Origin of the sequence: Lacihabitans sp. CCS-44 (assembly GCF_024343735.1) — a bacterium.
GTDB lineage: Bacteria > Bacteroidota > Bacteroidia > Cytophagales > Spirosomataceae > Leadbetterella.
The window spans coordinates 80,162-92,991 of the sequence record NZ_RJUE01000001.1; the positions used below are offsets into that span (position 1 = coordinate 80,162).

The 12,830-nt window shown below is 37.1% G+C and carries 13 protein-coding genes; 8 read left to right on the top strand and 5 right to left on the bottom strand.

Annotated features, from left to right (window positions below; all coding sequences use genetic code 11):
• Position 1 precedes the first annotated feature (1 nt).
• On the bottom strand, positions 2–223 hold the full coding sequence (locus EGI26_RS00360) for a FeoA family protein (protein ID WP_303626702.1): 222 nt from the start codon (positions 221–223) through the stop codon (positions 2–4).
• A gap of 201 nt (positions 224–424) precedes the next feature.
• On the opposite strand from EGI26_RS00360, the gene EGI26_RS00365 reads away from it, so the two are divergent.
• The 6 genes from EGI26_RS00365 to EGI26_RS00390 all read left to right on the top strand — a co-directional run bounded on the left by EGI26_RS00365 (position 425) and on the right by EGI26_RS00390 (position 6,253).
• A complete protein-coding gene (locus tag EGI26_RS00365) occupies positions 425–1,216 on the top strand; it encodes a TatD family hydrolase (protein ID WP_303626703.1) in 792 nt (263 codons plus the stop codon).
• Positions 1,213–2,085, top strand: a complete 873-nt coding sequence (locus tag EGI26_RS00370; protein WP_255075591.1) for a DMT family transporter — start codon at positions 1,213–1,215, stop codon at positions 2,083–2,085. The genes EGI26_RS00365 and EGI26_RS00370 overlap by 4 nt, the downstream gene beginning before the upstream one ends.
• A gap of 255 nt (positions 2,086–2,340) precedes the next feature.
• Positions 2,341–3,468, top strand: coding sequence for a Re/Si-specific NAD(P)(+) transhydrogenase subunit alpha (locus EGI26_RS00375; protein ID WP_255075592.1), 1,128 nt, complete (start codon positions 2,341–2,343; stop codon positions 3,466–3,468).
• A gap of 8 nt (positions 3,469–3,476) precedes the next feature.
• Positions 3,477–3,794, top strand: a complete 318-nt coding sequence (locus tag EGI26_RS00380) for an NAD(P) transhydrogenase subunit alpha (protein ID WP_262926204.1) — start codon at positions 3,477–3,479, stop codon at positions 3,792–3,794.
• A gap of 20 nt (positions 3,795–3,814) precedes the next feature.
• On the top strand, positions 3,815–5,209 hold the full coding sequence (locus tag EGI26_RS00385; RefSeq protein WP_255075594.1) for an NAD(P)(+) transhydrogenase (Re/Si-specific) subunit beta: 1,395 nt from the start codon (positions 3,815–3,817) through the stop codon (positions 5,207–5,209).
• A gap of 342 nt (positions 5,210–5,551) precedes the next feature.
• Entirely contained in the window at positions 5,552–6,253 is a 702-nt protein-coding gene (locus tag EGI26_RS00390) for a zinc metallopeptidase (RefSeq protein ID WP_255075595.1), read from the top strand.
• Between the two features lie 541 nt (positions 6,254–6,794).
• Here the strand turns inward: EGI26_RS00390 and EGI26_RS00395 are convergent.
• The 3 genes from EGI26_RS00395 to EGI26_RS00405 all read right to left on the bottom strand — a co-directional run bounded on the left by EGI26_RS00395 (position 6,795) and on the right by EGI26_RS00405 (position 8,202).
• The gene (locus EGI26_RS00395; RefSeq protein WP_255075597.1) at positions 6,795–7,013 is read right to left on the bottom strand and encodes a hypothetical protein; all 219 of its coding nucleotides are present in this window, start codon (positions 7,011–7,013) and stop codon (positions 6,795–6,797) included.
• A gap of 190 nt (positions 7,014–7,203) precedes the next feature.
• Positions 7,204–7,749: a CvpA family protein gene (locus tag EGI26_RS00400; RefSeq protein WP_255075599.1), complete on the bottom strand. Its 546-nt coding sequence runs from the start codon at positions 7,747–7,749 to the stop codon at positions 7,204–7,206.
• Between the two features lie 3 nt (positions 7,750–7,752).
• Positions 7,753–8,202 (bottom strand): GatB/YqeY domain-containing protein, encoded by a 450-nt coding sequence (locus EGI26_RS00405; RefSeq protein WP_255075600.1) that lies wholly within the window; start codon positions 8,200–8,202, stop codon positions 7,753–7,755.
• A gap of 82 nt (positions 8,203–8,284) precedes the next feature.
• On the opposite strand from EGI26_RS00405, the gene EGI26_RS00410 reads away from it, so the two are divergent.
• Complete coding sequence (locus tag EGI26_RS00410) at positions 8,285–9,004, top strand: pyridoxine 5'-phosphate synthase (RefSeq protein WP_255075602.1); 720 nt, start codon at positions 8,285–8,287, stop codon at positions 9,002–9,004.
• Positions 9,005–9,116: 112 nt separating this feature from the next.
• On the opposite strand, the gene EGI26_RS00415 is transcribed toward EGI26_RS00410, so the two are convergent.
• Positions 9,117–11,402, bottom strand: a complete 2,286-nt coding sequence (locus EGI26_RS00415; RefSeq protein ID WP_255075603.1) for a UvrD-helicase domain-containing protein — start codon at positions 11,400–11,402, stop codon at positions 9,117–9,119.
• Between the two features lie 343 nt (positions 11,403–11,745).
• On the opposite strand from EGI26_RS00415, the gene EGI26_RS00420 reads away from it, so the two are divergent.
• Positions 11,746–12,822, top strand: coding sequence for an acyl-CoA desaturase (locus tag EGI26_RS00420; protein ID WP_255075604.1), 1,077 nt, complete (start codon positions 11,746–11,748; stop codon positions 12,820–12,822).
• Positions 12,823–12,830: the final 8 nt, after the last annotated feature.

Below are 12,830 nucleotides of genomic sequence, written 5' to 3' on the forward strand. Positions count from 1 at the left end.
CTCAGTCGATAAGAATGGTTACTGCTTCGGATTTCCTTAGAGAAAGTTGGTAGTCTTCTGAGACCGAAATACAATATGGACAGCCCAAAGGTGCTTTGTGGTCAAGCGTTACCTCTGTTCCGGGCAAACAACCCATTTCAAGCAACTTCAAGGCAAGTTTATTATCTAAAAATGCGGAAATCACTCCTTTTTCTCCCTCTTTTAAATCAGCTACGCTCTTCAATCTAATTAGACTTATTATAAATAGTAACGCAAAACTAAGATATTTTGTTCTTGAATAAATTTTATTTCAGGAAAAAAGCACAAAAGATGATAAAAATCAGAAAATATTAAGTTTATCTAATCAACAACTGAAATAACCACTCTATTGGTTATTACTTTGAAATCTTCGTAGTAATTTTAGCTTCAAGATTACCCTTAGAATATGCCCAGTATTATCGAAACTCACGCCCATATCTACGATGAGCAATTCGACCAAGACCGTGACAAAATGTTAACTAGAGCATTCGAGGCGGGTGTGGAACAAATATGGATGCCTAATTGTAACCACGAGACTATTGAAGGTATGCTATCTCTTGAAGCTCAGTATCCGGGGAAATGTTTATCGATGATGGGACTTCATCCTTGCTATGTGGGCGAAGATTTTGAAAAAGAATTAGAAATAATTGAGAAATGGCTGAGTGAAAGACCATTTTTTATGATCGGTGAAATCGGTCTAGATTTTTATTGGGATTTGACATTTGTACCTCAACAAGAAAAGGTCTTTTTGCACCAACTTTCGCTTGCGAAAAAATACAATTTACCGATTTGTATTCATTCCAGAAACTCAAAAGACAATTCGCTGAACGCCATTCAAAGGTGTTGCGACTTGATTGAAGAATTTGGTTGGAAAAAACTCCGAGGTATCTTCCATTGTTTTTCAGGAAACGAAGTAGATGCAAAAAGAGTGACCTCACTCAACTTCCTTTTGGGAATCGGCGGAGTTGTTACTTTCAAAAATGGCGGCTTGGATAAATTCTTGGCAGATATACCTCTAGAAATGATAGTTTTGGAGACGGATTCGCCATACCTAGCTCCCGTACCACATAGAGGCAAAAGAAATGAAGTCAGTTATTTGGATTTGGTCGTCACTAAAATTGGCGATATTTATGAAATTTCTGAAGATAAGGTAAAGTCACAAACTACGGAAAATGCAAAAAAACTGATTCAGAAATGAAAAAAACAAATACGGGTCTCCAATTTATTCTTTTAGGAATTGTCTTTGCCATATTTTGGTCGTCAGCATCGGTGGCGGCCAAAATAGGTGTACAAAGTATGGAGCCTTTGGTTTTGTTTCAGTTTAGGTTCTTTTTAGCGGGTATTTTACTCTTGGCCTATCACGCCATTTTCGAAAAATGGCAATGGCCTAACCGCCAAGAAGTCATCGCACTCAGCATCTTTGGTTTTCTGAACGTTACCCTGTACCTAACACTTTTCGTACTTGCAATCAACGAAGTAGCCGCCGGCATTGGCAGCTTATCGGTGTCTTTGGGACCAGTTCTCATGGCCATTATTGGCGGACTAATTCTTGGCAAAAAGATAGAAGCCAAACAAATATTTGGTCTCATCTTTGGCATCGGCGGTGTTTTTATAGCAGTTTGGCCACTTTTGCAAAATAGTTTCGCCACATTTAGAGGCCTGTTTTACTTGTTTCTTGGTATGCTCAGTTATAGTCTAGCTGCCATTTATTTTTCAGAAAAAAAGTGGACACTTAGTAGGTATGCCATCAACGGCTGGCAGGTGCTTTTCGGTGGAATATTCATGCTCCCTTTAACAATATTCTTAAAGAAAGAACCTGTCCTTTTCACGCAAGAAAACATACTCTCCATTCTTTGGCTAGCTATACCTGTTTCCTTATTGGCGGTAAATCTTTGGCTGAAACTCATTAAAATCGACGCCATCAAAGCCGCTTTTTTTCTTTTCCTATGCCCTATTTTCGGGTTTATTTTCTCTTCGTTTATTTTGGATGAGCCATTCACTTGGCATACCATGGTTGGCTTAGTTTTGGTTCTATTGGGTTTATTTCTTGGACAAGAGAAGAAATAATTATCTTTAGTTTTAAGACCAAAAATATGCCCAAAATCATTTTATTATTATTTCAAGATTTTTTTTGAAAAAAAATATATGAATTGATAGTTAGTAATTAATTTCAGAGGTAAATTAGCAAAATTTCTTTAATGTATATTTTTCCAAATATCTATTTAATTGAAGTAATTAAGTGATATGCGTACCATTCAATTTCATCATCAACAATTGAATAACAGCGAATTGGAAGACTAAAAAACCATATAAACAATAAGTATGAAAATTGGAGTTTTAAAAGAAACCAAACCCTTTGAAACTCGGGTAGCTCTGACTCCTGACTTGGTCAAACAAATCACAAAAAAAGGCTTTGAGGTAATTATTGAAAACGAAGCAGGCATTTCTTCTTCATTTTCGGATGATAATTATGTTAATGTGGGGGCCAGTATTGGCTCTCGAAAAGATGTTTGCCAAAGTGATGTTGTACTAAAAGTCAATGCCTTGACAGTAGAGGAAATCGGACTTTGCAAAGATGGAATTGTCTGTATTTCATTTCTATATGCCTACACCGTTCCGGAGGTTGTCGACGCCCTAAAGGCCAAGAAGATTTCGTCGTTTTCAATGGATGCGGTTCCCCGAATTTCTATTGCCCAAAAAATGGATGCATTGAGCTCTCAAGCCAATTTAGCTGGTTATAAAACCGTCATTTTGGGGGCAAATGCTTTAGGACGAATCTTCCCGTTACTTATGACTGCAGCAGGAACAATCACTCCTGTGAAAGTTCTTATTTTCGGAGCTGGCGTGGCTGGCCTTCAAGCTGTTGCCACAGCAAAAAGACTCGGAGCCGTAGTGGAAGTAACCGACGTAAGACCCGAAACGAAGGAACAAGTTGAGTCTCTCGGTGGTAAGTTCCTGTCCGTAGAGGGCGTGGAAGGAGTAAAAGTTGAAGGAGGATATGCCAAAGAAGTCTCGGCGGAGTTTTTGCAAAAACAAAAAGAATTAGTTGAAGCCAAAATAAAAGAGGCAGACTTGGTTATTACAACCGCCTTGGTAATTGGCAAAAAAGCCCCAGTTTTGGTTTCTGAGGAAATGGTAAAATCCATGAAAACAGGTTCGGTAATTGTAGATATGGCCGTAGAATCCGGGGGAAACTGTGCGGTTTCTGAAATAAACAAAACGGTGTTAAAACATGGTGTAACTATCATTGGTGAATCCAACCTCCCAGCCTTGTTACCTATAAATGCCAGTCAGCTGTATGCCACCAATATTACCACGCTCTTGTATCATTTGGTAGACGAAAATGGTTTTAAATGGAATATGGAGGACGAAATAACCAAAGGTTCCTTAATAACCCACGGAGGCGACTTGGTTCATGCCTTCACAAAAAGTATTCTAGAAAAAAACTAATTTGAATTATGGAAATTATAAATAGCGTAATCACTTTTTTCGGAGAAAATATCCAAATAATTTACATTCTTATCCTTTCAATTTTTGTGGGTATCGAAGTCATTTCTAAAGTACCTTCTGCATTACACACGCCTTTGATGTCTGGAGCCAATGCCATACACGGTGTCGTTGTTATCGGAGCCATTATAGTGATGGGACACGCTGAAGAGGGCAACTGGCTTGCTATTATTTTAGGTTTCCTTGCAGTAATTCTTGGTACCTTAAACGTAGTGGGAGGCTTTGTAGTTACAGACAGAATGTTAGAAATGTTCAAGAAAAAGAAGTAAGTATTTAATCGAATTTAAAAATGCAAAATCAATATTGGTTGTATCTTATATATCTATTGGCGTCGGTGTCTTTTATAGTAGGTCTAAAAATGCTTTCAGGACCGAAAACCGCCCGAAAAGGTAATTTTTTAGCTGCTGGAGGAATGGCCCTAGCCATATTGGGCACTATTTTTCTTCATCAAAACGAAGAAGGACATTTGATAGGGAACTACGGTTGGATTTTTGGTGGAATTGCCATCGGCACCGTAGTGGGCTGGCTCTCGGCCAAAAAAGTTCAAATGACAGACATGCCCCAAATGGTAAGTTTATTTAATGGAATGGGCGGAGCCTGTGCAGGTTTGATATCTATTGTAGAATACAAGCACTTGCATGATACCGCTAGCACTGGAGCCGTTATAACCATACTTTTAGGGCTCATAATTGGCTCTGTATCGTTTTCTGGAAGTATAATTGCCTACCTGAAACTGCAGGAAATTATGAAAAAAACTTTCAGATTACCTGCCCAGAATATCTTCACTATCGTTCTGTTATTGATGATTTTGGGTATGTTGGTTATGACCATCATGATGCCCGCTATGTTTCATTTGTACATTCTCCTTATTCTTTCTCTGGCTTATGGCGTATTGTTTGTTTTGCCCATCGGTGGTGCAGACATGCCCGTGGTTATCTCACTTCTAAACTCATTTACAGGCTTAGCAGCTGCATTCGGAGGGTTTTTATACGACAATCAGGTCATGCTAACCGGTGGAATTTTGGTGGGATCTGCGGGTACACTTCTGACTATTTTGATGTGTAATGCCATGAATCGTTCTTTGATGAATGTTATTTTCGGGTCATTTGGAGGTGGAAATGCAGCAGCAGTTGGAGATGATGGATTTGTCGGTACAATAAAAAGTACAACACCATCGGATGTAGCTATTTTAATGAAATACGCCCAAAACGTGGTAATAGTACCGGGGTACGGTTTGGCAGTAGCACAGGCACAACATGTTATTCATGAATTAGAAGAACTTCTCGAAAAAGAAGGCGTAAATGTACGATATGCTATACATCCCGTTGCTGGCCGTATGCCTGGACACATGAATGTGCTTTTGGCTGAGTCAAATGTCTCTTATGATAAGCTTGTAGAAATGGAGCAAATCAATGATGATTTCAGCAAGACTGATGTGGTTTTTGTGGTAGGTGCCAATGATGTGGTAAACCCAGCCGCTAGAAACAATCCTGCCAGTCCAATATATGGAATGCCCATCTTGAATGCTGATAAAGCCAAGACCGTAATCGTGAGTAAAAGAAGTATGGGTAAAGGTTATGCAGGTATTGAAAACGAACTTTTTGGATACGATAACTGTCTGATGCTTTTTGGCGATGCTAAGGCTTCTATTGGGAAATTGGTGGCGGAATTGAAGGAACTGTAGCTTCGGCTCCGCTCAGCTACCGGCTTCGGCTCCGCTTAGCTGCATGCTTTAGTTTCGCTTAGCTGGACGCTTTAGTTTGGCTCAGCTACTTTTTACCACACTACCGTTTTCAGAATCGCTAAACTACTTTTTTAGTATTTTTTAGCGGCAAATGTTTCTGAGAGTTTTTTTTGGGTTAATATATAATTTGAGGTTTTTCCTTTATGTTCAAAATAGAATAAACTCATTCAAAATCTAAAATATCCTCTTATCAATAAAAAATGAGTTAAGAGAAACCCTGTTACCTATTTCTTTGTTTTGTGTCTAAAGTTTGGTATTTCTAAAAAATTTAAATAAAAAAAGATGATAATAATAATTGGTGTTGTATTTATGCTAATAGGTATGTTTGTAAGTAACAAACTGAAAAGCAAATTTGCCGAGTATTCAAAAATAGGCTTAGCAAATGGTTTAAGCGGAGCTGAAATAGCTCAGAAGATGTTGCACGACAATAATATTTTTGACGTAAAAATAACGCAAGTAGAGGGTCAATTGACTGACCACTACAATCCTCTCGATAAAACCGTAAACCTAAGTGCTGATGTTTTCCATGGCAGAAGTGCTTCTTCAGCGGCGGTTGCAGCACACGAGTGTGGTCATGCAGTGCAGCATGCTATGGCCTATGCACCATTAAAAATGCGTTCAGCAATGGTACCGGCAGTAAATGTTGCCTCAAGAGTAATGGGTATGTTAAATATGTTTTTGATGTTTGGTGGTATCTATATGCTTTCACAAGGCAGTGCTATGGGAGATATTTTGCTTATTGTGCTTATAGTTGTTAACGGAGCAATGGCAGCCTTCGCACTGATCACTTTGCCTGTTGAATATGATGCTAGCAAAAGAGCATTAGCCTGGATGACCAGCCGAAATGTGGTGAACCAAAGCGAACACGCCATGGCCAAAGATGCATTAGACTGGGCAGCAAGAACTTATGTAGTAGGTGCTTTGGCAGCAATAGCCAACTTAATGTATTATGTAATGATGTTTCTGGGAAGAAGGGACGATTAAAGACTCGAAAGAAACAAAAAAAACCTTAACAAATTTGTTAAGGTTTTTTTTTGTTTCTAAAATTCAATAAATAGCCAGAAACATGTACGTTATTTTTTTTTATCAAAAGCCTTTAGTGAAAAAGATGCTATTGGCAATAACATCTAAAACTGATGGAACTTCAAGATAACAGGATTGCTTGAATAAAAAGAACAACGAAATTTTCAAAACCAAAATATAGTAGTAAATTTAGAAAAAAACTATCACACAGATTTTGAAAAGGCTATTTATCATATTGTTCTTTATTTTTGCTGTGACTGACATAATTGGTGAGTATTTGCGATATACCAATTTTGTTTTAGTTATGAGGGTAATGATTATGCCAATTTTATATCTTGGTTATTTAAACTTTCGAAAATATAAACAGGAGCCAATTGGAAATTTATTAGCAAGTAGTTTGATTTTTACTTGTCTTGGTTTAGTTGTAACTCACTTACTACCATACAGTGACAACTATATGCAAACAACACTAATAATATATATTTTAGAGGCCCAAATCCAACTATTTATTATTACCCGCTTCTTTTATCCAAAAAACAAATCGATGAGGGATGAGTTCACAAAACTTATTATTATCTTCTCTGCTGGAATGATTTTTATATTTTTTTTCTTTCCGATGTTCAGCTTTGCAGCTCAGACAATCGTATTTGTCAGAATCCTGCAATTTAGTTTCTTTTTTGCATACACCTATAAAAATAAACTTCTCAACAGGCAAATCCATTGGAGTGTTTGGGTGCTTCTCTTCTCAAACATCATTTCAGTATTATTCCTATACATAACCGCATCAAAGATGTTTCATACTTTGGTAATGGCTTCCTTTTTTGCTTCAAAATTTTTATTTGTAAACGGACTTATTCAATCTCTAGTAACCAAAAGGCTAAATACTTCAAAGTATAATACTCAATAGTAGTCTACATATTTGAATTTCCAATCCGAGTTTTTAGATCTCCCAAATATTCCACCCAATTACCTCCAGGTATCCAATCTGAAATTTTAGAGATAATATTAGGTGCAAAGGTTTTTGCGAAATCAAAATATTGGTTATCAACCATCCATTTCTGTGGCAAATCAATTCCTGTTTTAGAAAATAACCACAAAAACACACTAATTCCAAAAAGAGCTGTAAAACCACCTAAAAATGCCCCTAGAAAGCCATCTAATGTACCCAAAAACGTCAACCTAACCGCTTTTCTCATCAACCAGCCAGCTTTCCGAAACAGAAAAATAGTTGGTAAAAACACTACGAAAAAACTCAAATAAGGAGAGATAGAAACCAGATTTTCTTTTCCAAAAATATTTTCTAAAAAATCGGCTCCTATGCTCAAAAACTTAAAACCTATCACTATAGCTGCTACAAATGCGGCAATGCCGAAAATTTCCATCAGCAAGCCCTTTTTATAACCATTAAAAGCACCAATAAGCACTGGCACAAGCAATATTAGGTCGATTATGGCCATTTATTATTGAGCCAAAAGTGTTTTTACCATTTCAGAAATGGCTCTTCCCTCTGCTTTTCCTGCCAATTCCTTGCTAGCTACGCCCATCACTTTACCCATATCTGCTGGCGAACTCGCCCCTACTTTGGCTATGATTTCGGCTATTATACCTTTCAATTCGTCAGCTGACATGGCTGCTGGCAAGTATGTTTCTATGATGGCAATCTCTGCCAATTCTTTTTCAAGAAGTTCAGGTCTGTTTTGTGTTTTGTAAATTTCAGCGGAGTCTTTGCGTTGTTTAACAGCCTTTTGCAAAATTCTCATCTCATCCGCTTCTGTCAAGGCCAGAGCACCCGGCTTCGTTTCCTCTATTAAAATCACCTTTTTTATATCTCTCAAGGCCAACAACTTAGCTGAATCACGGGCCAACATGGCTGCTTTTATATCTGCGTCTATCTGTGTTTTTAACGACATTTGTTTTAATATTTATTGTAGTTTTTAAAATTCATTCCAAAATAAAAATCGTAATTTTGGACCCATAAATGAGAATGCAAAAATGACAAAATTATCGGTCAATATCAACAAAATAGCAACTTTAAGAAACTCAAGAGGCGGAAACATGCCTGATTTAATTAAAACAGCTATTGATTGTGAGATTTTTGGAGCTGAAGGTATCACCATTCACCCCAGACCCGACGAACGTCATATCAAATACCAAGATGTTTTTGATTTAAAGAATGTAGTAAAAACAGAATTTAATATTGAAGGCAATCCTACAGAAGGTAGATTCCAAGAAGTTGTTTTGGCAGTTAAACCTGAACAGGTTACCTTGGTACCTGATACTTTGGGGGCCATTACTTCGAATGCAGGTTGGGATACCATAACCTACAAAGCCAAACTAAAAGAAATTGTAAATATCTATAAATCAGAAGGTATCAGAGTTTCAATATTTGTCGACGCAGACAACGAAATGGTTGAGGCTGCTGCTGAAACTGGAACTGATAGAATAGAGCTTTACACTGAATCTTACGCAAAAGACTACCTCGAAAACCCAGAAAAAGCGATAGAAAACTTCATAAAAGCAGCCGAAATGGCCCAAAAAGTGGGTTTAGGTATAAATGCAGGTCATGACTTAAGTCTTGAAAACTTGGCCTATTTTTATAAAAACATTCCGGGTCTGTTGGAGGTTTCGATCGGCCATGCTTTAATCAGCGATGCTCTCTATTATGGCTTGGAGAATACTATTCAGTTGTATTTGAGGCAGTTGGAGGGTTGATTTTCAAATACATAGAAAACTAAACAACATAATTGTAAAGGCGAAATTATGCTGATGTTTTTTCACAAACCTTCATTGATTTTGATTGAGCGACTATTCAATTATTCCAAGCTCACTCCACAATCCTCAACTTAGCAAAACTAAGGAGTAGTGTCTTTTCTCCTTCAGAATCAAAATGGATGACAGCTTTAGCTGTTGGGCCTAAATTATCAATTTTTTTAACTTCCCCAAAACCGAACTTTTGGTGTTCCACTTTGTCGCCAGACTTTAGATTTTTAGTATCAGATGGTACAAAATCAACCGTTGGAATATGGGCTGGAGCTGGTTTGGCCTGCGAAACTGGCTTTAGATTTGCAATAGTCTGTGATCGAGTTGGAGGAGCAGTCACAACAGGTCTTTCTTTTCTACCAAAAGATTCAAAATCGAAACCTTTGGGCGTATAACTTGATCCTCGATCATCAAATTTGAGATATGCAGGATCTATTTCGTCTATAAATCTACTTTTCTCACAAAAATTGAGCTTGCCCCAATTGTACCTTTGCTCAGCATAACTTAATGTAAGTTTTTTCTCAGCCCGCGTAATGGCCACATAAAAAAGTCTTCGTTCTTCTTCCAAGTCTTCACGGCTCCGTAGCATCATTTGCGACGGAAAAAGGTTTTCTTCCAATCCTACCACAAAAACATGTTTAAACTCTAGGCCTTTAGCACCATGGATGGTCATCATGGTTACTTTATCCGGATCACCATCCTCTTCTTGGTCGGCATTTGTAAGTAAAGAAACTGTCTGCAGGAACGAACCGAGCGTTTTATCTTCGTTTTCAGGATTATCAACAAACTGTTTGATAGAATTGAGCAATTCCTGTACGTTTTCGTGTCTGGCCACGCCCTCTACCGTTTTATCGATGTACAAATCATGCAAAATACCAGTAGTTTTAGCAATATTCATCGCAATAGTATGAGCATCTTTGCCTTCCTCTTCCATAATGATGTAACTCTTTATGAGATTAGTAAAGGTCTCAATAGAGTTCATCGCTCTCCCTTCGAGATAAGTTTTTATATTGCAAATTACCTCCCAAACAGACATCTGATTTTCTGAGGCTGTCACTACAATTTTAGCCACAGTAGAGTCACCAATTCCTCTTTTTGGTAAGTTAATTATACGCTTAAATGCTTCCTCATCTTGCTGGTTTACGGTGTATCTCAAATACCCCAAAAGGTCCTTGATTTCTTTTCGTTGATAGAACGAAAGACCACCAATAATACGGTATTTAATATTCAACTTTCGCAAGGCTTCTTCAAAGGCTCTTGATTGGGCGTTGGTTCGATACAATATTGCAAAGTCCTGATTACGAAGACCTTGATGTTTTGACTCAAATATAGTATTAGCTATAATTTTACCCTCTTCGTTGTCAGAGTGAGCTTTAATAACCTCTATCCTATCTCCCTCTTCGTTGTCTGAAAACGTTTTTTTCTCAAGCTGGGCTTTATTTTTGGCTATTAACGAATTCGCAGCATTGACAATATTCTTTGTAGAACGATAATTCTGTTCCAACTTAACTACCTTCAAATCAGGATAATCCTTCTTAAAATTTAAAATATTCTGAATATTGGCACCTCGAAAGGCATAAATACTTTGGGCATCGTCACCGACAACACAAATATTCTGATGAACCGCGGACAGCTTGCGTGTAATCAAGTATTGACTGATGTTGGTATCCTGAAACTCATCTACCATCACGTGCTTAAACTTGTGTTGGTATTTATTCAGAACATCCAGATGGTCTCTAAACAGCACATTTGTATTGAATAACAAATCGTCAAAATCCATAGCATTTGCCGAAAAACACCTCTGAGCGTAAGTTTTATAGATACGTCCAATTTCGGGCATTTGAGCTGAAATGTCCTCCGCCTGAAAAACAGGATTCTCATTGTACATCTGCCATGAAATAAGGTTGTTTTTAGCTCCCGAAATTCTGTTTAGAATAAAATTAGGCTTATAGGTTTTATCGTCGAGATGAAACTCTTTTACGATAGTCTTTAGCAAAGATTTACTATCGTCGGTATCGTATATAGTAAAGTTAGATGTATAGCCCAACCTAAAACCTTCAAAACGCAGAATTTTAGCAAAAACAGAGTGAAAAGTACCCATCCAAAGGTTTTTTGCCTCAGATCCAATAATTTTCTCAATCCTGTGACGCATTTCTTCAGCGGCCTTATTGGTAAACGTCAAAGACAAAATATTGAAAGCATCAACCCCACTACCCATCAAATGAGCAATACGATAAGTTAAAACTCGTGTTTTTCCAGAGCCAGCACCCGCAATAATCATTAATGGGCCGTTTTCGTGTGTGACAGCCTGATGCTGCGGTTCGTTAAGTTCTGCTAAAAAATCTATCACCTAATTCATGTTGTTTGCACAAAGATAATCAAGGATAAGTAAGGGAGGAATTTTTTAAACATATGAAAAGGTAAGAATTTGTGAGAAATAGATTTTGTACTTTGAATTAAAATAATTGAGGAGCGGGTGTAAAATCCGTAAAAAACTAAAAGATATTTTAACTATAAAGTTCAACAGCTTAATCTGTAAAGTATATTGACCAAAACTATCAAAGAATTTAAAGAACATAGTGGCTAATCTTTCGTTATCCTTTAAACAAAAGGTTTCTAAAAAAAGTACAATTTGCAATCTTCAGGATTATTAGCGAAATTTGTAACAAGGAATACCTTAAAAACCTATTTTAATGCAAAAGATTAAGTTTGTCAACAAAACCCAAGCCACCTTTTTTACTTCTTTGAGAACTAGGGTGGATGAATATTTTCAAGAAAATAACCTTCAGAAATCTGGTGGAAATGATTTAATTCTAAAAGCAGCCATCATGCTTTCTTTGTATTTTATCCCTTATTTCATGGTGCTTTTTGGAGGATTCACTACAGCTATAAATATTCTGCTGTTGATTTTGATGGGAATCGGAATTGCAGGCACTGGAATGAGTGTGATGCATGACGCCATACACGGCACTTTTTCTGACAAAAAATGGGTAAATAAACTTTTTGGAGCGAGTATATATTTCTTAGGAGGCAATGCCTACAACTGGGAAATGCAACACAACACACTTCATCATACCTATACCAATATACTGGACATGGATGAAGATATCACTGGTAAATTTATGTTAAGGTTAAACATTGCAGCCAAGAAAAAATTCTTTCACCGTTTTCAACATATTTATGCATTCTTCCTTTACAGCCTTATGACGGTTTCATTCTTGTGGAAAGACTTCAAGGAAATTGGTCTTTTCAACGAACTTTCTAAAACTGGCGTAATGAAACCATTTTCAAGAAAAGAATTAGCTATACTTCTGACTACCAAGACTTTATATATTGTTTTTATTTTAGTAATTCCTATGTTACTCATGGACTTAAGCTTTGGACAATGGATTGTTGGATTTCTTATTATGCATAGCGTTTCTGGATTGATATTGAGTACCATTTTTCAGTTAGCTCACGTGGTGGAGGGTGCTATACAGCCAATTCCCGACGAAAATGGTTGTGTAGAAAATGCCTGGGCTGTACACCAACTAAAAACAACCTCAAACTTTTTTGGTCGTAATAAGTTGTTTTCATGGTATATCGGTGGTCTTGATTTTCAAATTGAGCATCATTTGTTTCCGAAAATCTCCCATGTCTATTACAGAGATCTTTCCAAAATAGTGGCAGATACTGCCAAGGAATTTGGACTTTATTATAACTCAAAAGGAGGATTTTTTCAAGCTTTAGGTTCTCATATAAACATGTTGAAGCAATTGGGTGTTTCATGAATATAAAA